The sequence below is a fragment of the Bremerella volcania genome, assembly GCF_007748115.1.
Lineage (GTDB): Bacteria > Planctomycetota > Planctomycetia > Pirellulales > Pirellulaceae > Bremerella > Bremerella volcania.
In genome coordinates, this window is record NZ_CP036289.1 from 3099919 (window position 1) to 3123325 (window position 23407).

General features: G+C 54.5%; 13 protein-coding genes. 11 read left to right on the plus strand and 2 right to left on the minus strand.

Annotated elements, in window-relative coordinates:
• The first annotated feature begins 61 nt into the window (after positions 1-61).
• From Pan97_RS12730 to Pan97_RS12760, 7 genes are all read left to right on the plus strand, one after another.
• Positions 62-694 (plus strand): hypothetical protein, encoded by a 633-nt coding sequence (locus Pan97_RS12730; RefSeq protein WP_144973081.1) that lies wholly within the window; start codon positions 62-64, stop codon positions 692-694.
• Positions 691-1869 carry an AAA family ATPase gene (locus Pan97_RS12735; protein WP_196782384.1) on the plus strand — a complete coding sequence of 393 codons (1179 nt, stop codon included), beginning with the start codon at positions 691-693 and terminating at the stop codon, positions 1867-1869. The genes Pan97_RS12730 and Pan97_RS12735 overlap by 4 nt, the downstream gene beginning before the upstream one ends.
• Complete coding sequence (locus Pan97_RS12740; protein WP_144973083.1) at positions 1866-2585, plus strand: hypothetical protein; 720 nt, start codon at positions 1866-1868, stop codon at positions 2583-2585. The genes Pan97_RS12735 and Pan97_RS12740 overlap by 4 nt, the downstream gene beginning before the upstream one ends.
• Positions 2575-5325 carry a hypothetical protein gene (locus tag Pan97_RS12745; RefSeq protein ID WP_144973085.1) on the plus strand — a complete coding sequence of 917 codons (2751 nt, stop codon included), beginning with the start codon at positions 2575-2577 and terminating at the stop codon, positions 5323-5325. The genes Pan97_RS12740 and Pan97_RS12745 overlap by 11 nt, the downstream gene beginning before the upstream one ends.
• Positions 5325-8165, plus strand: a complete 2841-nt coding sequence (locus Pan97_RS12750; RefSeq protein ID WP_144973087.1) for a hypothetical protein — start codon at positions 5325-5327, stop codon at positions 8163-8165. The genes Pan97_RS12745 and Pan97_RS12750 overlap by 1 nt, the downstream gene beginning before the upstream one ends.
• 103 nt (positions 8166-8268) lie before the next feature.
• Positions 8269-10263 (plus strand): DUF1592 domain-containing protein, encoded by a 1995-nt coding sequence (locus Pan97_RS12755; protein WP_144973089.1) that lies wholly within the window; start codon positions 8269-8271, stop codon positions 10261-10263.
• A gap of 34 nt (positions 10264-10297) precedes the next feature.
• A complete protein-coding gene (locus Pan97_RS12760) occupies positions 10298-11653 on the plus strand; it encodes a DUF1552 domain-containing protein (protein WP_144973091.1) in 1356 nt (451 codons plus the stop codon).
• Here the strand turns inward: Pan97_RS12760 and Pan97_RS12765 are convergent, their stop codons facing one another.
• Positions 11654-13039: a hypothetical protein gene (locus Pan97_RS12765; RefSeq protein WP_196782385.1), complete on the minus strand. Its 1386-nt coding sequence runs from the start codon at positions 13037-13039 to the stop codon at positions 11654-11656.
• Positions 13040-13101: 62 nt separating this feature from the next.
• The gene (locus Pan97_RS12770; RefSeq protein WP_165698727.1) at positions 13102-15957 is read right to left on the minus strand and encodes a PVC-type heme-binding CxxCH protein; all 2856 of its coding nucleotides are present in this window, start codon (positions 15955-15957) and stop codon (positions 13102-13104) included.
• 431 nt (positions 15958-16388) lie between these two features.
• Between Pan97_RS12770 and Pan97_RS12775 the strand changes: the two genes are divergently transcribed.
• From Pan97_RS12775 to Pan97_RS12790, 4 genes are all read left to right on the plus strand, one after another.
• Positions 16389-17786: a glutamate decarboxylase gene (locus Pan97_RS12775; RefSeq protein ID WP_144973095.1), complete on the plus strand. Its 1398-nt coding sequence runs from the start codon at positions 16389-16391 to the stop codon at positions 17784-17786.
• Positions 17787-17795: 9 nt separating this feature from the next.
• Positions 17796-18656: a hypothetical protein gene (locus Pan97_RS12780; protein WP_144973097.1), complete on the plus strand. Its 861-nt coding sequence runs from the start codon at positions 17796-17798 to the stop codon at positions 18654-18656.
• A 181-nt stretch (positions 18657-18837) separates the two neighbouring features.
• Complete coding sequence (locus tag Pan97_RS12785) at positions 18838-21924, plus strand: PSD1 and planctomycete cytochrome C domain-containing protein (protein ID WP_165698728.1); 3087 nt, start codon at positions 18838-18840, stop codon at positions 21922-21924.
• Positions 21921-23390: a DUF1501 domain-containing protein gene (locus tag Pan97_RS12790; RefSeq protein ID WP_144973101.1), complete on the plus strand. Its 1470-nt coding sequence runs from the start codon at positions 21921-21923 to the stop codon at positions 23388-23390. The genes Pan97_RS12785 and Pan97_RS12790 overlap by 4 nt, the downstream gene beginning before the upstream one ends.
• Positions 23391-23407: the final 17 nt, after the last annotated feature.

The window sequence follows — 23407 nt, forward strand, 5'->3', positions numbered from 1 at the left end:
TTGAGACAACGAGGATAACGGAAACGTTGGAACAGGAAGAGGAATGGACTACTGTCAGTTTTTGGAAACACTGCTGGGTGAGGGACGCGCTTCTGTGCCAGCATTGGGGCCGATCCCGGTCAGGCAAAAGGCTGCCGCGGTAGAAACCCTTGCGCGGTATGAACGGCTATGGCGTCGCGAGTGCCCTAGTCCGATTCCGGATTATCATCCGGACGCGGCAAACTGGGCGGCCGAACAGTTTTGCTTGGCGTGCCAGTTTGCAATCTTTCGCGACGTTGACGAGCAAACGATGCGTGCGGCGCTGACAACATCGCTTGAAAGTGACGACGGTCCCGATGTCCATTACTCGGTCGACCTGGTGTTTCGCTTTCTACCGGATCTCGTCAAGTTCGTTCACGCGGCCTCTAGTGACGACCCGCTCGAAAGCATTTTGCGAGGATGGGCTCTTCGATGGCCATTGTCTTCCGTGGGGTTGCCAGGTATCGAGGTCGCCGAAATCGATCACGGAGTTTTTTACCAAAGCTCCGGGCTTATGTCGTTGTATGTCGATCGAATCGTGACTTGCGCGGATCGGTCGCGGCTCATTGATGACGTGGTGCGCGAACATGTATTGGCTGCCGTGGGAATGTACCCTGATCTGGCCCCGCATTTGGCATTAAATGAATACCTGACTGAAAATGGAGAGATGGCGTGAGTTTTGTTCCTTCGCTAGAGGAAACGCCTCAGATTTTAGAGCTAGGCGTCAAGCTTCGCGAAAGCGTCTTGGAGCCCATGAAGCAGGCTTTCGTGGGCAAGGACGAAATCATCGACCTGCTCGGAATCTGCTTGGTAGCCCGCGAAAACCTTTTTATCCTGGGACCGCCGGGAACCGCCAAGAGCGCTTTAGTACAGCAATTGGCTCGGCGGATGGAAGGTAAGGTATTCGACTATCTACTCACACGATTTTCGGAACCGAATGAAATCTTTGGCCCATTCGATATTCGGAAACTGCGCGATGGCGAACTGGTCACCAATACCGAGGGAATGCTGCCGGAAGCGACGTTTGTGTTCTTGGACGAACTACTCAATGCCAATAGCGCTATCCTCAATAGTCTGCTCTTGGTCCTCAATGAACGCATCTTCCGTCGAGGTCGCGAGACACGCCATCTGCCGACGTTGATGGTGGTGGGGGCGAGCAACTGTCTGCCGCAAGACGAAGCACTGGCGGCCTTGTTCGATCGATTCTTGCTCCGGGTCCGTAGCGACAATGTTCATCAGGAACAGCTGGCCAGCGTCTTATCAGCCGGGTGGCAGTTGGATACGCGGCGGAATGACCTTACCGCTGAGGTGACCGTTGAAGAGATTCAGCGGCTCAACTCGCTCCTCGCTCAGGTGGACCTCTCCGGCGTGCAGCCCATTTATGTCGATTTAGTGCATCGGCTGCGGCATGTTGGGGTTGCCGTCTCGGACCGTCGGGCGGTCAAACTACAAAGAATATTGGCAGCGAGTGCCCTGCTCTGCGGTCGGTTGGTGGTGAATCGCACCGATCTTTGGGTCTTGCGTCACATTTGGGATCGGGAGGAGCAACAAGACGTCCTCTCGGCGATCATCGACGACGTTCTTCGTGAAGCGACCGAGGAGGAAGTCGCTACGAGTCACCCTCGTAGCCAGGATAACGATACGCCTGACGCCGAGCGTCTTGCCGCCGAACTGGAGCGTATTGCAGATCGGATCGAACGTGGCGATTTGCCGAAGACCGACCGAGCATACATCCGAGACCAACTGGGACTGCTCGCCGCGCGTTGCCAGTGGGTACGCGAGGCGCAACAACAGGCTCATCTCGAGACGACCGTCAATCAGCTATTAGAGCGTCTGGGAGCCGAAGCGTGACAACCTTCGTGTGGAAGCTGCATCGCGAGGCATGCGAGCTACTCGGTATCGTGCGAACGCAGCCGAGCTTGGAGGTGTGCGTCGATGGGGACACGGTGTGGATTCGCTGCAAGGATGCGAGCGATGATTTGCAAAGGGCGTTTATGCAATTGCCGGTGGTTCATAGCGTAGCGACGGACGACGGCCAATTGATCGAGCGGGGCATGCGTGTTCCACGTGGGTACGTTGCCGGAGGGCCGTGGATGCCAATCGCGGAGTGGATGAGAGTTACTTTACCGGTTGCCGGCCTGAGCGGACTTGCGCCCAAGGCTATTCCCTTGGAAATGGTTCGTAGCGAGGAATTTAAAGCTTCGCAGTTGCTGCAAACGGATATTCAAGCGTGGGCCAAGTACGCCGCCAGCGCGCCCCGAGTACGACTTGATCATCTCTCTTTCGCCGTTGCAGAGGATAGTACTGTCTTCGTAAGAGGAAAACCTCTGCCTCCGATTTCAGGAAGACGGCTTGTCGTGCAGGGACGCGTTGCCGTCGAAGCTGGCTGGACTTGGCGCCCCGCCCTAGCTGTCGAGGTTCTCGAGGCGACGCTTGCCATCGAGCCCGGGAACTTTGCGGTACTGGTTGGTGACGGCGGTTGGACGTTGCTATCGGAAGAGGTATTTGTCCAGGCGACCCGTTCTGCTGTCCGATCAGCCTCGGAGGAACTCGGCTATGTCTGCTGATATGACCAAAGCGCAGAAATACCTGTTGCCGCCCTCCAGATCGTTTTGGAAGTGGTCGGACGACGGCGAAGTCATCTGCTGGCATGATGACCGCACGATCATCTTCAAGGTGGAGCTGATCCAAGTATTACAGCGATTGGCGCCGATGGGACTCCCTTCTTTGTCGAGTCTGGTGGTGACGTTGGCCTCGATGCGTGAAGGCTGGGCGGAATCCATTTCAGAGGTCATGGGCAGCGTGGAAGTTTACGATCCGTCTGCCGAGTCGAGCCAGCTTATTGAAAGCGTTCTGCTGGGTGTGGGGGGGCTCGGCAAACTGGCTGCCCTACCCCAGAGTTTGCGAAGCTCGACCGAAGTGAGAGTTACCATCTGTCAGATGGTATTCGAGAATGTCAGATCGGTGCTTTCCGCCGAGGAAGCTCCCGGCGTCATCCAGTACCTGACCCATGGTATGGACGAAGTACTCGCGACGTACAACTCTCCGGGCTTTCAAGTGATCCCCTTCCGAGCTCTCTCTCTGGCTGACCTGGTCCAGCTCAATCGAGGTCTCGAAGGAGTCGACGAGAAGTCCATTGAGCTGCGGAAGCGGACTTCTCTCGACGAACTGCCTCAGGCGGCGGAGATTGAACTTCCTCAGTCGCAGCAGATGCGAGGTCTGCTGGACAAACTGCAGCACGATGAAAGTCTGCAGGGAGTTGCCAGGCTCGCCAAGCAATTGATGGGGGCGGTGTCGCTGCCGCGAAAAGTCTCGGATCCAGATGAAGTACCAACCGGCGGGATTTCAGACATCTCGAACCGTGGTTCGCTCGATCAATTGATGCTGACCGAACTGGCGCACGATGATCTGACGCTGGCGGTGCGTATTAGTTCCAATGAAGCTCTCTACTTACGCCGAGAGTCTCCACCTCAGGCAACATGGCGCGAGTTCTCGCTCTTCCTGGATTGCGGCATTCGCATGTGGGGGGTCCCCCGCTTTTATGCCACTGCGGTCGCTCTGGCATTGGTTGCGAACGCGGAGGAATATACCGTTGTTAGGGCTTTTCGCGCCGATGGCGTTCACTTGAAGGAGGTCGACCTTTTGACGCGTGACGGCATCGTCGAGCATCTGCAATGTCTGCAGGCTGAGCTACATCCGGGAGGGGGGCTCAAAGCGTTAGCGGCCAAGTTGAACCCGGAAGAGGAAAGCAACCCGGTTCTGATCACCACCCACGACGTCGCGCACGACAAGTCGTTTCAAGAAGCACTCGCCGCCCAGGCGTTTCCCCTGCTGTATCTGGCGACCGTGAATCGTGATGGGTCCATGCGACTCGAGCAACGGGGATTGCAAGGAAGGAAGCTACTGCGTGAACTGGAGCTGAATCTTGAGGATCTCTACGGCAGCAAACCGAAGAAGTTGCCGGCGCTCGTTGAGAAGACGTGGGGCAGCGACCTTCCAGCGATCTTTTCGATAAGACCATTTCCGCTTCTGCTCTCGGTCAACATTACCAGTGACCAGCAGATGCATCTCGGTGAGCATGGCGTGCTCGGCATTACCAAAGATCGACGATTAATGCATTGGCACCGCAAGGAGCATATTGGTGCGCGGCAACTAGCCGATGATTTGCCTCCCGGCCGACTTCAATGGTTCCATTTCGACGAACCTTCTGACTTGGTGAACGCCATCGTTGTAGAGACGAATTCCCGCAAGCAGTCGCTGTTAGCAGTTCAACTAGGTGGTCAAACAACTTTGGCCGTCGACCTGCAGACTTCCAGCGAATTCATTCCGTTGGCATGGAATGGAGGAATGCTCCTAGGGCAAAAGGGTGCCAATCATCTTTGTGCGATCGACACAACCTCAGGAGAAGAGGTGCAGTCGACCGGAATTCCGTCGTCTTGGAAGCGATGTTCGGGGCGATTCTATCGGAACCCGCGTAGTGACGAATGGTGCGCGGTATCGTTCGACGGCAAGACAATCCGCATGGAAAAGGTTTTTTCAAGTCCTCATGAGAAGACGCCATGGCTGATGCACATTTTTGAGTGCAAAGAGGTCGAAGGCCCAATCGGCCTCACGCACAAAGGGGATATATGCTTCACCGCAACGGGGGAACTGTGGGAAACGCAGATTCCCAAGCAAAGCGTCAAAGGCATAAGCCTAATAGGCCAGCATGCGAGTCGTCTTTGCCTCACGTCCTCGGGACTGGGAAATTACCTGGTCGACGTGCATAAAAGGACGGTTGTCTCGGCGAAGGGAAAGAACACCTCGAGTCTGCTTTTTGGTGAATCGATGGCGTTCATCTCCCCAAGCAATACGCGTCATCGCTTTACCCACATCCAGGTGTGCGAAAATGAATCAGGACAGCTTCGGCTCGGGCTGATCACACGACGCGGCCAAAGGATGATGATCGACTGTAGTCATGGGATCATTCATTTACGATTCCCTCGCGAATCAATGACCACCGAGACGCAACTTCATCGCCCCTTTTCGCCCCTTAAGATTCCTGAAGTTGGATACCAGGTCAGTCGAGCAGTCTGGAATGACGGAAGTGAGGCGTTTTTGGATAGTCGCGGTCTACTCCATCTGCGATCGGCCGATCACACGATCCCGGAAGTGACCATTGCGTTGACCGACGGTGTCGTTGCAGGCTGGGTATCGGACGGACGGCTGTGGGGAGTTCATTACTTTACCCAGCAGCAACCTCATCGCGATGTGGACGCAGAGATATTCGAGCAGGCAATACTCGGATTCTTGGAGCAGTTAGTCTGATGGATGCGGTATTAAATCTCGAATTCTCGGCACATAACGACTGCCCTACCACTTGCTGGTACGTCGCTAGCGATGACGCGCGCGATTGGGTCGATGCCGCATTGGAAGGTTTCCTGCCGGGGAATCAGCTTGCTATTCGTATCTTACCGGTGCCTCAATCGGCGCAGCGGCGAGACCCAATCGGAGCCGTAATGTTCGGTCCACGTGTTGTTCATAACGTGTGGCCGAAGAAGTGCCTTCGTTATACACACCTAACTGAACGATTGATGGTGCCTGTTGAGTCTCAGCTGAGCGCGGAAGTGACGGCGGACGAACTTAACAGTCAATTATCTGATCCGTGGGTCTATGTATGGCATCCGCAGGCCGGACTCGTGGCGTTTGAACCAGAAGATGTTCTTACGCTGGCTGACTTGATTACGCATTGCTCAGCAAAGCCGCCGAATCTACTGCCTGTCGAGCCGGGTACGCACTTACCATCACGCATGACCGCGATTTACCCGGCGATTCCTCCGACCATGCAGATGGTTCTGCGAGAAGGACAAGATGGAATTGGCACCAAGGGAGAAAGCGGTGAAAAGATTCCACCGGGTGACGGCGAGGCGAGGCCAGGCGTGGCTAACTCGCTTGGGCGAATCGGTCTCTCGGTTTTCAGTGCTGGTTTAAATATGGCGTCGGCTGCCGGTGAGTTCGTAGGACGCCATTTGGGATCTGGTAGCGGCGCTGCTGGCGGACCTGTTGGAAGCGGTACGACCGGCGGTAGTGGCGAAAGCTGGCTGGAGCAGCTTAAGGAGTGGACCCAGCGCCGACTCGAACATTTGAACGAGGCGGTCCTCTCGGAACGCGAGAAAGAGATTAATCGCCTGATGAACCTCCTGGAAATGAATCCGGACGAGGGCCTGAAATGGGCATTGCCCATTAGCGGGGAAGCACATCGCGGTATGGCGACTCCTTCAAGCCATTTGGCCCAGCGCAATCCTAATTTCAGCTTGGGTGGCCTGGGAGGGGGAGGTCCTGCCGACCATTGGGATCTGTCGTTTCAGCGGCAGCAGGAACTAGTACAGAAGTACCGCGAACTGGCCAACCGCGAGATCGGACTGGGACGTTATCGGCGCGCAGCGTACATCTTCGCGGAACTACTTGCCGACTATGGTTCGGCAGCGGATGTCCTCAAGCAAGGCAAGCACTGGCGCGAAGCTGCCCTGTTGTACAAAGACAAGCTCAGCAATCCTCGCTCGGCGGCGGAGTGCCTGGAACAAGGAGGCTTCTGGACGGAAGCGATCGAACTTCATCTGGAGTTGAAGCAGTATGTCAAAGCCGGCGAATTGTATCGCCAGTTGGAGCAAGAAGACGAAGCCGTCAAATGCTTCGAGATCGCCGTTAGCGAATGTCGGGATCGGCGAGACTTCCTCGGCGCGGCAGATTTGCTTGAGAATAAACTAAGTGATCTTCCGAGAGCGATTACTTCGCTGGAAGATGCCTGGCCGCATAGCAATCAGGCCACCTCAGGACTACGGGAATTGTTTTCCGTATATCAACGTCATGGGCTCCATGAGAATGCGATGGAAACCATCGAACGTGTGCGAAGCGGCTTCACTCCCCCTCAAATGCAGGTTGCCTTGGTCGAAACGCTGTCTGATAAGGCGAGTAGTTACCCCGATCGTAACGTTAAGCATTTGGCGGCGGATGCAACGCGCGTGGTGGCGTCGAAGCTCTTGAGCCAACCCCGAACGATGGATCGAAGTCGAATTCTTCAAGCCGTAAGGCGACTTCAGCCGGATGACCGCCTGCTTGCACGAGACTGTCTGCGCTTTGGTCAACAAAAGAAGGAAAAGATCCCAAAAGCGACACCGCGGTCGCAGAATATGGTTCGTATCTGTTTTGAGCGGATGATCGAACTGCAGCGTACCACGCCTGAGTGTGAGTCGATTGCATCCGCTGTATCGGCCAACGTGATCTTTCAGGCTGTCCAGAATCAAGCAAGCGGACACTTGAGGATCTTTCGCTTGGCGTGGGAAGATGGATTCCAATCGGTGAAGGAATGGAAGAATGCACCGATTCGGCCCGAGAGTCTTTCGGCGTTCGCGGTGGATCCTAATCGACCCAATCGAGTGTACTTCAATACCCTACTCTGCGATTTGCTTGACCCTCCTTCGGTGACATTCCCGCAGGAGGATCAAGTTCCCTTTGAAACGAACCTGGCATTCTTAGGCCGGCATATGTTCGGCGCGAGTCTGACTTCACATGGGATTCTGTGGATGGTTTATCGCAATGTGACCGGCGAACTCACATTGAGTGCCACTGATCAGCGTGGGAAGCTTGTGAGTACTGTTTCCCTGCACGGATACAACGAAGTGGCCGCATCGATCATTGATTCGCCGACGAGGGTCTGCCCCATGCATGCCACGTCGAAATACGTCTACGTTGGACTCGGCGGCGATCTGGTAGTCCATGATCATGATGCGACTCGTTCTGTCACGTTGGATCAAACGATCTGTCGTCTGGTGGGATCGTTTCCTAATACACGTCCACGGCTATTGGTTTCGCTTGAACAAGGAGCGAGGATCTATTGGGATGACTACGTCGATGGACGGGCATTCGATTTCGCGACGGAGCTAAATAGCCCTTACCTGGCGTTTAGCCGCGGCGGCAATATCATCGCGGCGTCGGATCGGGCCTGTCAGATTTATTCAACGCGAAATACCAAAATGGAACTGGTGGGTGAGCTTCAGTTGGGGGCTGCTGTTCGTGGGGTAATCACCGGCAATGCACCGGAACAGTTCGGCATTGTGCAAAAAGACGGGCGAATTGCGATTTATTCATGGTCGGCACCAGGAAACTAACCCCATTGATCGACGGTATGTAAAACGATCTGGTTAAAAAGGAATCCGTGAGATACGATTAAGAGTCCTGCCTGCTGTTTTCCCTGCCCTTAGGCCCCCGCCGATGCCACATCTTTCAAAGCGCGCTAGCGACCCGCGATACGTTCTATGGAGCGTTGTACTGCTGAATATGTTCGTATTGTGGGAGGCCCCTACCTGTCTGGCCGACGAGCTTTCGCCGGAAATGTCGCGCTGGGGGGAGCGCTATGCCAAGGACATTTTGCCGATCATCCAATCGCGATGCATTGAATGCCATCGGGGGAAAGATGCGGATGGGGAATTCGACTTAAGTCGCTTTACCAGTGGCGAAGTTGCCGCCAAGGCCGGCGATGTCTGGGAACGCGTGGCCCGACGGATCCGGCAAAACGAAATGCCACCGGAAGGAAGCCCGGGACTGAACGACCCGCAAAAGGGTGCCTTCAATGGTTGGCTCGATTCTCGTCCAGACCAAGATCTCTGTAATCAGCTGGCATCGGACGAAACCCAGGCCTGGTATCGCGGTCATGTAATGAGTCGTCGATTGACGCGAACCGAATATCGCAACGCGGTTCGAGACCTGATCGGTCTCGAATTGAAACCACATGAACTACCACCTTCCGATGGTGCAGGTGGCGAAGGATTCGATACCGTCGGAGATGCGTTATTTACCTCCCCGATTCATATGGAAGCGTACCTGGTCGCTGCCGATCGAATCATTGAAACGGCACTTCCGGATCATCTGGATGGAGTATCGCCCGACGTCATTGCCGCCAGAGAGGCAATTCTTTCTGATGTATCCGCAACCATTGGTCCGAAAAGCGACTCTAGTCATCGAGAAGCGGCAAAGCAGTGCATCAAGCGATTTGCACGGCGAGCCTGGCGACGCCCGGTATCGGAAGAAGATCTGGAACGCTTACTTGCCATCTACGATGCTGCTCTTGTTCGAAGGGGCGGCTTGGTGGCGGCGCTTCGCGAACCGCTCAAAGCGGTTCTGGTGTCGCCTCACTTTCTGTTTGTCGTCGAGTCGGAACCTGCTGGCGGCGGAGTGCAGCGAATCACGGCCCATCAAATGGCGACCCGCTTGTCGTTGCTGATTTGGTCGTCGATTCCTGACGATCGGCTGTTAACCCTCGCAGACGAGGAAAAGCTCTTCGACGAGAATACTCTACGGAAGGAAATCCGTCGCATGCTGGCAGACCCTAAAGCCATCGCGCTGGGAGAGAACTTCGGTTTGCAGTGGCTGGGACTACGCGAATTTGGCAACGGACCTCGACCCGATGCAGATGTGTTTCCTCAGTTCGACGATGCGCTAGCGGAGGACATGCGAGAAGAGGCCATCCTGACGGTTGCCAATGTCTTTCGAGAAGATGAGCCTTTGACGCATCTTGTAGACGCTCAGTACATCTACGCTAATGCGCGGTTAGCCAAATATTATGGGCTGTCGATTGACGAGGGGGCCGGCTGGCAGCGAGTCGAGCTGCCGAATCGGCAACGAGGTGGTGTGATGACGATGGCTAGTGTCTTGACGTCGGCATCGTACCCACGACGAACGAGCCCGGTACTGCGAGGAAGATGGATCTTAGAGGAAGTCTTAGGATCTCGCGTTCCACCTCCGCCCCCGAATGTGCCGGCGCTTGAAGAGTCGCATGAAGAGGGTAAAAACCTGACGCTTCGCGAACGGCTTGAGGTGCATCGTCAAAAGGCCGAGTGTGCCAGTTGTCATAACCGAATGGATCCTCTGGGATTCGGCCTGGAGAATTTCGACGGCATTGGTCGATGGCGGGAAAACGACAACGGACAGCCCATCGACGCGGCCGGCAAGCTTCCTTCGGGAGATAAGTTTAGCGGACCGGAAGAATTGAAAACGGTCATCTTGAAGCGAAGTGGTGAGTTTCAGAAACACTTCGTGCGGAAATTGATCGGATTCGCGTATGGACGCGAGCTGAATAAGTTCGACAACTGCGTCGTTGATCACTGTTTGAAGAAGCTGAAAGAGAACGACTTGAAGGCTGCGGTTTTGATTGAAGAGATTGCCCTGTCCTATCCCTTTCAGCACCGTTACTTCAAGTCGGACAAATAAGAGATACGATTTCCATTCACTGGAATTTGCCGTCATGAACAAGAAAATCGAATCTGCCAAGGCTTTGTCGCGTCGCCGCTTCTTGCAGGGATGCGGGGTGGCGTTGAGCCTGCCGTGGATGCCATCGCTTGCTCCGAGAATTGCCGAAGCGGCTGAAGCTAATGGTCCACCGGTTCGCTCCGCTTTCCTTTACTTTCCCAATGGAGTATGGGAGAAGGACTGGATTCCCAAAGAAGCCGGCGATCACTACGAACTCACCCCATCGCTAACTCCGTTGGCGGATGTCCGCCAGGATGTACTCGTGTTGACGGGGCTGGATAAGAAGCACAGCCATGGAGGGGATGGTCACTATGCTAAGACGGCAAACTTTTTGACAGGAATGCCGGTTACCAAGACAACGGGCAAGGATATCAGCAGCGGAGGGATTTCTGTTGATCAATTAATGGCACAGCATACAGGGAAGTTCACTCCCCTCCCGTCGCTTGAACTGGGGACCGAGCCGGTTATCAGCGGCATTGACAGCAATGTGGGGTATACCAGACTCTACGGTTCCCATATTTCATGGCAGTCCCCTACCCGCCCCGTGGCCAAGGAAATCAATCCGCGATTGGTTTATCAGCGGTTGTTTGGCAAGACGCTAACTCCTGATTCCACCAAGGCGGAGTCATATCGAAACTTGCTTGACTTCGTGCTTGAGGATGCAAGACGCTTACGCCCGACGCTGGGTCGCGACGATCAGTTCAAGATGGACGAATACCTTGATTCGGTACGGGCCGTTGAGAAGCGTATTGAGTTCGCCACCAAGGGAGAACAGGGGGACTGGCAGCCAGACGTGGACGATCATGTTCTCGCGGCCGCCCAGCCAGGCGTTCCCGGTGATTTTCGCGAACACATCGCGATCATGCTGGATCTGATCGTGCTGGCATTTCAAACCGATTCGACGCGCGTGGCGTCAATGATGTTTGCTAACGACGTATCTGGCAGAAACTTTTCTTTCCTGGATGGCGTGCGCGGCGGTCATCATGAACTGTCGCACCACGAAAACAAAAAGGAAAAGATCGAACAGTATCAACGCATCAATCGTTGGCACGTCGAGCAGTTCGCACAGATGCTAACCAAACTGCGAAGCATCAAGGAAGGAGACGGAACCTTGCTGGACAATTGCATGATCTTGTTTGGTTCCAGCATGTCGGATGGGAATCGCCATGATCCCGACAACCTCCCGATACTCTTAGGAGGTCGCGGGGGACGAAGCTTGAACTCCGGACGGCACCTGCCCGCCGATGGCCAGGTTCCGCTGTGTAACCTATACCATGCGATGCTCGACCGCATGGGTGTTGAAGTGGAAGCCTTCGGAGATAGCACAGGGCCACTGAAAGACCTGGCTTAACTATTTCGCGGAGTCGTCTTGCAAGAGCTTGGTGATAGCACCCATTAGGACCTGTTCGGCTCGACCGGAAACTCGCGAGGCGGTGCGGCTCGTTTCGTAGCCACCTTCGCCATACGAGACTTCAGTGCCAATGTAGCCTGGGGCATAGTCGCCGTAGGCAGCCATCGCCACGAACAGGTCGGGACGAAGCTTTTGAGCAGCAAGTTGATATTCAACGAATAGCTCTCCAGGCATATGGAGGATTCTGGCATCGCCAATCGCCAGGCATTGAATCGCGATCGCGTCGCCTGCTTCGTTACGTCGCAGCCAGGCCAACTCCCGAGCTGCTCGGAAATGGGTCAAACGGTCGAGTTCTTTATTCTTTAACTCGCTGAGGGCCTCTTCTTTTTGAATATAGGGAGAAAGCGGTAGCAGTACGTCGACCGATGTCATCGTTACATCGTCGGCTTCAATTGGTCGGCGTGTGGTCGCCTCCCAGGCTCGCTGCATTCCATCTTCGACCCGTTTGGCGAGCACCTCACGGTTTTCCTTCGCGCCGTCATTCCATTTTCCTGCCCCGATGTTGCCGCCTGCCCCATTGAAGTGGATATGGAAAGTCTTTGTCTTCTCCTCCCGCGCATTGCGTGCCATGCCGGGAAAGTCAGGATTGGCCAAGCCGGTCCGGTAGTAGCTTTGCGGGTGAGTTGCGTAGTAGGTCATCACGGCCAAAGGGCGGTCGCCGTTCCAGAAACTGATGGACTTGCACATCGGATCGATCGTTCCAATCGGCTGCGCGCGGATGACAGGATCTTTGGTCGCCGTATAGCGAACATATTTCACCTTTCCATCCGGACCAAGGATTCGGCGGTTGGAGGCGACCTTCTCGATTTCTGCCTGGCCGGTACCAATGTGGGTCACCGTTTCCAAATGTTCTAGGGACTGCTTGGCCGCCGCGGCCGCTTTAGCTTGCATTTGGTCGATGAACTTCAAGTCGAACATGTCGTAGTCTAGGTCGAACTCGTCGAAGACTGCCTGCGTGGTCGCATCACAGCGTGGAGCATCATGCTGGTGAATTGCGTGGATCACTACGTACTTTGGATCGGTACCGACAGCTTCGGCAATGGCTCGTTTAAAATTTTTCTGCGAATCACTAGAAACACCAAGCCAGTCGACGGAGCAAAGGACGTAACTGTCCTGCCCTTGAAGGATGATCCCACGGAAGGAAAGTGGTGATTGAATTCCTTTCGTTGGATCGTATGCAAGAGGGCTGCCAATCGGGGGCGAAGCATCGACTTCAAAGGTTGCGACCTTTAACGACTCCGCACGAAGAACAGTCACCCCTGCAGACGCGAAGCCGAGGGTCATTAGAAGGATCAGAAGTACGGAAGGATAGCGGGCGAGTGTCATGGAAAAGATCCTTGTGGCTGGTTGGCTGTAGTGTGCCTGGTATGCGTTGATCGGGTGGTTGTTCACTCAGATTGAGTGATGTAGTTCAGCAGATCGGACATGGCTTGCTGGTCGATTACCTTCTCGAGCCCTTCTGGCATCAGGGATACGCCGGTGCTTTTGAGCTGTTCGATATCGATCCGAAGAATGGTCTCTGACTTATTGTCTGCCTGAACAAGCGTAATGCTTGTGGCAGTCTCGTTCGTGATCACTCCCGAGATGGTTCGTCCATCGTTAGTTAGACAGATGTAGTTCAAGTACTGAGGATTCACTTCCGCATTGGGATTCAAGATGTTCACCAGAATGGCCTCGGCGCCGCGGTTCTTCATGGCAGCCAGGTTGGGACCGATCGGGTGCCCTTCTCCATTGAACTGATGACAGGCCGTACAATGCTTGTTGAAAACTTTTTGGCCTCGCTCCTTCTCTCCGTCCATTGTGAGCGATGAACGGTACGCCGTGATGATGGCTGCGCGGTCCGAATGAGACGGACGATTGAGCAGCGAGTCGATGCGTCTTCCTTGTTGTTCAGAAAGGATGGGTTTCAACTCAACCAACTGCGAGCCATCGACGTCTGAGGTCGGAATCGTTTCGTTATCGATCGCATCCAGAAGGACACCGACCCAGGTTGCCCTAGAGGTAAGAATCCCCGAGGCTTTCGTTCGCACTCCTGGGGCCATGTTCGGCCAGCGAGAAACCAAGAGCTCCGCTACTTCCGGCTCCGTGAAACCCTGCATTTCTTTTAAAGCAGCTTCCTGAAGTGCCAGCGGCTGGGATGGCTCTAGTAACTTGCCAAAGGTAGTTGGGTCGAACGGGCCATATTGAAGGACGTCGACCGCACGGATTCGGTCCGCGATGGGGGCATCCCGATTCTTGAGCGTAGCTTTGGCCCGAGCGACCATCTTGTTGATGACTTCCTCGGACTCTCCGTTAGTGGCTTTGGCCATCTGCTGGGCGAGAGAGCTACCTGGTGGTATTGCCAGGTGGGTTATTACGAACTGAAACACTTTCGGTTGATCGCTATTCAGCTTAGGCAGTAACTTGGCGACATTTGCTATGTCGTCGGGGCGCTGTTGTTTGCCGATTTGTCGAGCGAGTAAGGATAGCAACTCCTTGGGGGCTGAGTCGTCTAACGCAAGTTCGGCAAGCAGCCGGCCGGCGTTTGTCCTGAGAGAACTTTGGATAGCGGCCTGGAAATCGGGGTTCTCTCCATCAGATCTCGCCAATTGTTTGAGCACGCTTACTTTCACTTCATCTGGGAGGTAACCAGCCGAGAGGGCCACTTGAAAGCGAACGTGCACAGTGGAGTCACCCGCTAGATTGGCGATCTGTTGTCGAAGTTCCGGTGACTTTTCAAGTAGCGGTTCAGCCAAACGGATAGCGTGCTGGCGAACGCGTGGGTGCTCGTCATGCATGGCAGCAAGCAATACCCCCGGTGAAAGCTTCTTGAGACCTGATAGCGCTGAGAGTGAGATGACACGTCCTTCAGGCAAGGATGCCTTGGTGACGCTTCTTTCAATTTGTGACACTACCGTATTGTCTTGCCGCTCATAGATGAGGCGGGCGGCCGTTTCACGATGCCACGAATTGGGATGATTGAGAAGAGAAACGAGTTCCAGGGTATTCATAGCTGTCATTCGTGGCGTTGACCGTCGCTGGTAGTCGTTTACGACGATTCGGTAGATTCGTCCTCGATCCCTGCCACTGGTCAGGTCAAGATGTTTTTTGATCATCGGAGGGAGTGACTTAGGGTGCTCGATTACTTCGCGGTACATATCCGCCACATAGAGGGACCCATCGGGAGCATTGGCGTATTGAACAGGACGAAACCAGATATCACTTGAAGAGACGAACTCTTCGCTTTCGTCGATCCGAATGCCTTGATAAGCGACGCCATGTTCAACAAGCCGTTTGCGATGGATCAGATTACTGCCGACATCTCCAATGATCGCCAGCCCCTGGAAACGCTTCGGCCAAGCATCTCCTCGAAAGATGGTTACTCCGGTAGCACCCGTGAAGTATCCGGCCGGCCGCCCTCCTCCTTCGACAATTCCAGGCACGATTTTCGCGGCGCGGAGCTTCGTACGAATCACGCGCCAGGCTTCGACCGGGCTTGTTCGGTAAACTTCGGCCTGCGGGCCATCTTGGGCGATACTGCGCCGCACTGAGGGGATGCTCAGATAGGGATTTCGGGCCAAGTAGCGATCCTCGAAGAGGATCTGTTGTAGATGATCGCTATTACTGCACGTGAACTTTTCCCCCCAGCTGTTCATGCTCATGCCATGCTGACCACCGCCACTGATCGCGATCATTTCCATGGTGCGGGGATCGATCGAAAAGTCGCGTCCGCGCAAGGAGATTGGTTTGCCTGTTGGCTTTCCGTCAACGACCCTTTGCACATTTCCACCACTGGAGCTGGTCACGCCGTGAATGCGGTTATCGAGCCCCCATTGGAACGTATTTAGCAGGCCCTGCACGTTCGATTTGTTGAAACCCGTAAAGACGGCCTGCCGCTCATCTGCCTTTCCATCGCCGTCGGTATCTTTCAACCAAATAATATCGGGGGCCGCGCCGACCAGGATGCCTTTCCGTGTACAGCAAATGGCGGTTGGCCAGGAAAATCCTTCGGCGAAAATAGTACTCTTTTCATAGATGCCATCGTCGTTGACATCCTCGAGCAAACGCACGCGTCCGAGCATGTCGCTGTCGTCTTCGGAGTAGCCGCGCATCTCAATGACAAACAGTCGACCATCGGCATCGAAAGCCATCGCGACTGGATCAACCACACTGGGCTCGGCTGCAGCCAACTCGATACGAAATCCATCGGCAACCTGAAACGTCTGCAAGGCCTCAGCAGCAGCTCTCGGAGGAACAGACGGCAATTGATTTTTGTAATCAAGTTCTTCCGCGACGGATGCAATGGGTAGAAGTAAGAGGAGACTACTGGCCAATAAAGCATGCCGTGCTGTTGAGATATAACGTGGTATCATTGTGGCGAAGCAATACTTGGGAAAGAAAAACGTTTCAAAAGTTTCGCAGATGGCGCGAGGGAGGATGCGTGGCAAGTGAGCGTTAGCGACACATGGCTTCACCGAGTTTAGAAGTTCTCACTTGAAATGTGAATCACATTTCCCATCTTTTTCAAGGAAACCGTTTTTCGAAGACGTGAGGCCGGAATCGCTCTTCGCCTACAAATCTTAATGGGTAAAGCGTTTGGCTTGACAACCAGTTCCTGCCGATTGTGTATGATGGAGCCGCGCTGACGAGTGCCTTGGATTCACGATCATCGATATTAATTGAGGAGAACGAAACGATGTCGCTTCACGCCAAGAAGGCCGTACGGGAAATGCTGGACGATGACATTTATGCATCGAATGACCTGTCGATACAGATCCCCAAGTACAAGTTCCCATCGGATGAAAGCGATCCGCGGCACGTTTACTCAATCGTTCATGACGAACTGATGCTCGATGGGAATTCACGGCAGAACTTGGCAACTTTCTGTCAGACGTGGGTTGAGCCGGAAGTCCATAAGCTGATGGATGAGTGTATCGACAAGAACATGGTCGATAAGGATGAGTATCCTCAGACAGCGGAAAACGAAGCTCGTTGCGTGCATATGCTGGCCGATCTCTGGAATTCACCCCACGGAGCCGATACGGTCGGGTGCTCGACAACCGGTTCCAGCGAAGCGGCAATGCTCGGCGGTATGGCGATGAAACGTCGTTGGGAGGCGAAACGAAAAAAGCAGGGCAAGTCGATCGACAAGCCCAATTTGATTACGGGCCCGGTTCAGATTTGCTGGCATAAGTTTGCTCGGTACTGGGACATTGAACTTCGTGAAATCCCCTTGGAGGGAAATCGCTTCATCATGACGCCAGAAGAGGTCATGAAACGCTGCGATGAGAACACCATTGGCGTCGTACCTACTCTCGGCGTGACGTTTACCTGTCAGTTTGAACCAGTTCAGGCGGTTTCCGAAGCTCTTGATCAGTATGAGACGGAGACCGGGATTGATATTCCGATTCATGTGGATGGAGCGAGTGGTGGTTTCCTGGCCCCCTTTTGCGCCCCTGAGTTGGTTTGGGACTTTCGGCTGCCGCGCGTGAAATCGATCAACAGTTCTGGACACAAGTTTGGTCTGGCACCACTAGGAGCAGGCTGGATCATCTGGCGCGAAGAGTCGGACTTGCCAGAGGAACTCGTGTTTTGTGTCAATTACCTGGGAGGCAACATGCGTGACATCGCGCTCAACTTCTCACGACCAGGCGGTCAGATCGTGTGTCAGTACTACAACTTCTTGCGACTGGGCAAGGAAGGTTATCGTCGAATTCATACGGCATGTTATGAGACAGCCCAGTATCTTTCGGCTGAGATTGCCAAATTGGGGCCGTTTGAAATCATTTACGGCGGTAGGATGGATTCGGGTATTCCTGCTCTATGTTGGCGAATCCGTGAGGGGCTTCGTCCTGGATTCACACTGTATGACCTTGCGGACCGTCTGCGTGCTCGCGGATGGCAAGTTCCGGCGTATTCCCTTCCGCCCAATCGCCAGGATCTGGCGATTCAACGAATTTTGGTCCGTCATGGCGTGAGTCGCGACTTAGCGGCACTCCTGTTGGAAGACATGAAGCGGGCTTTGGAATACTTCGAGCAACATCCGATTCAAACTCCGCTCACCGAAGACGAGGCGTCTGGATTCCATCATTGATCAATGAGCATGGATCAGGTTGATGAAACACGGGGAGTACCGCAGTGCATTGAGCAAAGCGGGCCATATCCCTTCACAACGCATCGCGTGTTTCGGCATTCTGGTGGGTTGCTCCAGGATTGGCATTCACGTCACCACCGTAAAAGGTTACTCCATCGTGGACCGCTGGGGTTGAAGCTACTTGCGCGTTTGTTCTTGCATGGCGGATGGCTTCCCCGGGATTTGAACTGGTGGATTGGTGTATTGTTCGCGATCGGTGCCGTTCTGTTTTGTGGCGCGAGCATCCTTTGTCTGCTCGATGTCGCCACAGCATCGGCAAGCGTTATCTATTTCCTCGGCTCGATACCGTTCACGATCGCGGCGTACCTTCAGTTACACCAGGCCGCCAATGCCGCCCCATTACCTTCTGCCCCGAAGGCTGTAAGTACCCAGCATTCCTACTTCGGTTGGCGGCCTCACGACGTCGGTTGGTTGAGCTGTGCGACGCAGTTTGTCGGTACCGTATTGTTCAACTTCAACACGTTGGATGCGATGATTCCTTCGCTGTCTTGGTTCGGGCAAGATTTGCTCGTTTGGACTCCCAATTTCATCGGGTCGATTCTATTCCTGATTTCCGGCTATCTGGCATTTATTGAAGTGGGACATGCCTACTGGGCCTGGGCTCCGAAAGATTTGTCTTGGTGGATTACCTTCATAAACCTGCTCGGGTGCGCTGGGTTCATGATCTCAGCAGTTCTCGCGATCACACTGCCCGGACAACCGGATCCTGTTCGGACAACGGTGTCGGTTGCATTTACGCTCCAAGGTGCTATTAGCTTCCTTTTGGGGGCACTGTTGATGCTGCCGGAAGCATCCCAGGCTGTAGCGTGATAAGCAGTGATTTCTCGGTAGATTGCCAGCGGATCTAAGACTAGTAGGTAAAAGTAGAAATTTCTGTAGGCCTAATGTCGCCTGATCTGCTAAACTTAAGAGAGATTGCTCAAAGACTTAGAAGTCAACATCTTTGAGTCTTTTCCTTCCTATGTCCTACCTCAACTTGCCCGATCCAGTTATGTGGCACCGTCTCTATTTCATCCTCTCCGTGGTGGCATTATCGTACGCGACGGTTAGGGCCGAAGAGCGTATTGATTTCAATCGGCAAATCCGTCCAATACTTTCGGATCGCTGTTTTCAGTGTCATGGTCCGGACGAAGAGGAACGCTATGGCGGGTTTCGACTCGATGTCCGCGACGGAGCTATTCAGGCAGCGGATTCAGGCAGTACTCCGATCGTTCCCGGCAAACCTGACGAGAGTGAATTGCTTTTGCGTGTGGTGACGGATGATGCGTCAATTCAGATGCCGCCGCCTGAGGCCAAGAAGCCCCATTTGACCAAGCAAGAAGCGGAACTCATCAAAACCTGGATTGAGCAAGGTGCTGCATGGTCTCCCCATTGGTCCTTTGTCGCACCCAAACGCCCTCAACTGCCGGCAGTTAAGAATTCGGAATGGATTCGCAATCCAATCGATCGATTCATTTTGGCACGATTGGAAAAGGAAGGCCTTACTCCTTCGGCAGAGGCAGACAGGCGAACACTTATTCGGCGGGTCACACTCGATCTTGTTGGCCTACCCCCAACACCGCAGGAGGTGGATGCATTTATTGCCGACGAGTCGCCAGAAGCGTACGAGAGATTGGTCGATCGGCTGTTGGCTTCTCCTCACTACGGCGAGCGAATGGCATGGCCCTGGCTGGATGCGGCACGTTACGCGGACACCAACGGCTATCAGGGGGATCCGGAACGCACGATGTGGCCGTGGAGAGATTGGGTCGTCGATGCGCTGAACAATAATATGCCGTTCGATCAGTTTACGCTCGATCAATTGGCGGGCGACCAAAGGCCCAACGCTACGCATGCTCAGGTGATTGCCTCCGGCTTCAATCGGAATCACATGCACAATGGCGAAGGAGGACGAATCGCGGAAGAAACCCGCGTTGAAAACGTATTCGATCGTACCGAAACTACGGCAACCGTTTGGCTTGGCCTCACTTTTACATGCTGCCGGTGTCACACGCATAAGTTTGACCCGATTACGAATACCGAGTATTTCGCGCTTTACGACTTCTTCAATCAAACATCGGAAGCTGGCGGGATCCGCGGCGGCGCGGTTCCTCCGGCGATCACCTATATCAGTGAAGAAAACCGCGCGAAGTTGAACCAGTACGACCAGCAACTTGCTCGTTTGAATCAGACGCTATTGAACGATGACCCTGCGGCGGACTCGGCCCAGGCTATTTGGGAAGAGGAACAACGTGCGGTTCAGCCATGGACCATGCCGACACTGGTTGACTTCCAGACAAGTGGCAAGTCGAAGCTCGTGCAACTTGAAGATGGTTCGCTGAGGGCTGAGGGTGCTCGCCCCGATCAGGACGTTTACACGATCGTGGCGCGGACCGATCGCGAGAATCTGAAGTCGATTCGCCTGGAGGCGATCAAAGATGATGTTGCTTCGCCGGCTGGCAGTACCGGCAGAGCTGACAATGGGAATGCGGTGCTTAGTGAGTTTGAGGTCTTCGTGCGGCCGTTGAAGTCATCGGATGAAAACGAAGTGCCGCTGAAGATTGCGAGCGGTAAAGCCGAGCACGCTCAAAGCGGCCATCCTCTCGAGGCGGCATTCGATGGTCAGAACGCGGGGGGGGGCGGCTGGGCGACCGAAGGCTTCCGCCGTAAAGAGAGCAACACGGCCATCTTCAACACGAAAGAGCCATTCGGGTTCGAAGGTGGTACGGAGATTCGTTTCGTGATTCGTTGCGAGTCTCAGCACATCGCCCACACGCTTGCCCGAGTGAGACTTTCCGTGGGAGATGGCGATGGCAAGGAGTCGCTTTCGCCTGAGATCTGGCAAGCTCTGAACAAGCCCTCCGAGACGCGTTCGAGCAAAGAAGCGAACGCCTTGCGTCGGCTTTTTCGCAGCAAATACTACCCAGGTGGTAGTACCGACGGAAAAACCTATCAAGAGGTTTCACGGCAGATTCAGAAGGCCGAGGCAGATCGGAAGAAGCTGCGAGAGACGCTTGATAAGACCAAGGTGATGGTGATGGATACGCTCGAGAAAGGTCGCGAGACGCGGATTCTCGAGAAGGGACTTTACAACAAACCTATTGGGGACGTGGTCTCCCCAGGCGTTCCGAGCGTGTTACCGGCGCTGCCCGATGACGCTCCGCGTGACCGCTTGGCTTTGGCCAAGTGGTTAGTCGAATCAGATAACCCGCTAACCTCGCGTGTGATTGTGAATCGCTATTGGCAATTGTTTTTCGGCCAAGGGCTGGTGACCACGCCTGAGGACTTTGGTACACAGGGAAAACGTCCTTCGCATCCCGACTTACTCGATTGGCTGGCGGTTGAATTTCAAGCAAGCGGATGGGACGTCAAGGCTATACATCGCTTGATTGTTACTAGCGCAACCTATCGCCAAAGCGCGCAGCAATCGCCGCAATTGCGTGAACGCGACCCTCAAAACGTATTGTTAGCTCGACAGAATCGATTTCGCCTGCCGTCGTGGATGATTCGCGATCAGGCGTTGAGCGTGAGCGGGTTGGCTTCGCTGCAAATGGGTGGACCTCCCGTGAAGCCATACCAGCCAGAGGGAATCTGGGCCGAGGCTACCTTTGGTAAGAAGAAGTATCAACAGGACCATGGCGATGCCCTCTACCGACGTAGTTTGTACGTGTTCTGGCGTCGCATCGTTGGTCCAACCATGTTCTTTGATGTTGCCAACCGGCAAACATGCTCAGTGGAAACCGCCATTACGAACACGCCGCTGCATGCTTTGACGACGCTCAATGACATCGCATATATCGAAGCGGCTAGAGGACTGGCCACCCGCGTCATTAGCAAAGCAGAAGACCCGGGCGATCGGATCCGGGAGATTTACTCGTATTTACTTTCACGACCTCCTAGCGAAGAGGAGCTGGGCATCGTTCGACGCAGGCTCGAGCTTCTCGAGAGCGAATTCAATGGTGACCCGGAAAAGGCAAAACAGCTCCTGGAGATTGGCGAATCGCAGCCAGACGATTCGATACCAGCAGTAGAATTGGCCGCTTACACCGCGCTTTGCAATGCCCTAATGAATTTAGACGAGGTCCTCAACCGACCATGAGTACCCACGATATAGCTAATCCGCAGAAAGATCATGCGATCGCCATGACGCGTAGGCAACTCTTGGGCCGCGCGGGGATTGGTCTTGGGAGCGTCGCGCTCGGTTCGTTGCTTGGTGACGACGCTGGTGCTGCCCCAGACAGTGACGGTTTTACTTTGCCGCATTTTCCGGCAAAGGTGAAGCGCATCATTTACCTGTTTCAGAACGGAGCTCCGTCGCACGTCGATTTGTTCGACTACAAGCCTAAGCTTCAGGATATGCACGGGACGCAGATCCCGGACGAAGTCGTTGGTGGCAAACGCTTCAGTACGATGACCGGCGGCCAGACGGCTCGTCCCTGCCTGGCTCCGATCACGCAGTTTGCCCAGCGGGGTGAAAGTGGAACGTGGATCGCCGAAGACTTCCTGCCGCGTACGGCGGAGATCGTCGATCGACTTTGCTTCGTCAAATCGATGCATACCACCCAGGTGAATCACGCCCCGGCGATCACCTTCTTTCTTACCGGAGCTGAGATGGCCGGGCGTCCCAGTATGGGGGCGTGGCTGACGTATGGGCTGGGCTCTGAGACCCAGGAACTTCCGGCGTTTGTGGTGATGACCAGTCGCGATAAGGAAGCCTCGTGCGGGCAGATTTTTTACGACTTCTACTGGGGTAGCGGTTTTCTACCCAGCAAATATCAAGGCGTGAAGTTCCGAGGTTCCGGCGACCCGGTGCTTTACTTATCCAATCCAACGGGCATCAGTCGGGAAATGCGACGCGGACTATTGGATGATTTGGCACAATTGAACGGGCTTGCCGCCGAGAGGACAGGCGATCCAGAAATTGCCACGCGTGTTGCTCAGTACGAGATGGCCTACAAGATGCAGGCATCGGTTCCCGAACTAACCGATTTCTCGAAAGAGCCGCAGCATATCCTCGACATGTATGGCCCAGACGTGCAGCGGAAGGGGTCGTACGCTTACAACTGTCTGATGGCCCGAAGACTCGCGGAACGCGGCGTTCGTTTCATTCAACTGATGCATGCCGGTTGGGATCAACACCGAAACCTCAACACACAATTGAAAATTCAGTGTACTGATACCGATGCCCCAAGCGCTGCATTAGTGAAAGACCTTGAGCAACGTGGGCTCCTGGACGATACACTGATCATCTGGGGAGGAGAATTCGGACGTACACCGTTCCTCCAGGGTGCGATATCCGAAACGAAGACATGGGGCCGCGATCATCATCCCTATGTTTTCTCGCTTTGGATGGCCGGTGGCGGCGTTAAGCCAGGGTTTTCCTACGGCGCATCGGATGATTTTGGGCATAATGCAGTGATTGATCCAGTGCATGTGCATGACCTGCAAGCCACCATATTGCATCTGCTAGGTATCGATCATGAGCGGTTCACTTATCGATTCCAAGGACGTGATTTCCGCCTGACCGATGTTCATGGACGCCTGATCAAGCCGATTCTCGCATAGTCCCATATTGCTGCCGG

Coding starts and splice junctions, on each gene's coding strand:
- Pan97_RS12775 (WP_144973095.1), top strand. CDS start 16,389: ATGTCGCTTCACGCCAAGAAGGCCGTACGGGAAATGCTGGACGATGAC.
- Pan97_RS12750 (WP_144973087.1), top strand. CDS start 5,325: ATGGATGCGGTATTAAATCTCGAATTCTCGGCACATAACGACTGCCCT.
- Pan97_RS12760 (WP_144973091.1), top strand. CDS start 10,298: ATGAACAAGAAAATCGAATCTGCCAAGGCTTTGTCGCGTCGCCGCTTC.
- Pan97_RS12785 (WP_165698728.1), top strand. CDS start 18,838: ATGTGGCACCGTCTCTATTTCATCCTCTCCGTGGTGGCATTATCGTAC.
- Pan97_RS12745 (WP_144973085.1), top strand. CDS start 2,575: ATGTCTGCTGATATGACCAAAGCGCAGAAATACCTGTTGCCGCCCTCC.
- Pan97_RS12790 (WP_144973101.1), top strand. CDS start 21,921: ATGAGTACCCACGATATAGCTAATCCGCAGAAAGATCATGCGATCGCC.
- Pan97_RS12755 (WP_144973089.1), top strand. CDS start 8,269: ATGCCACATCTTTCAAAGCGCGCTAGCGACCCGCGATACGTTCTATGG.
- Pan97_RS12765 (WP_196782385.1), bottom strand. CDS start 13,039: ATGACACTCGCCCGCTATCCTTCCGTACTTCTGATCCTTCTAATGACC.
- Pan97_RS12780 (WP_144973097.1), top strand. CDS start 17,796: ATGGATCAGGTTGATGAAACACGGGGAGTACCGCAGTGCATTGAGCAA.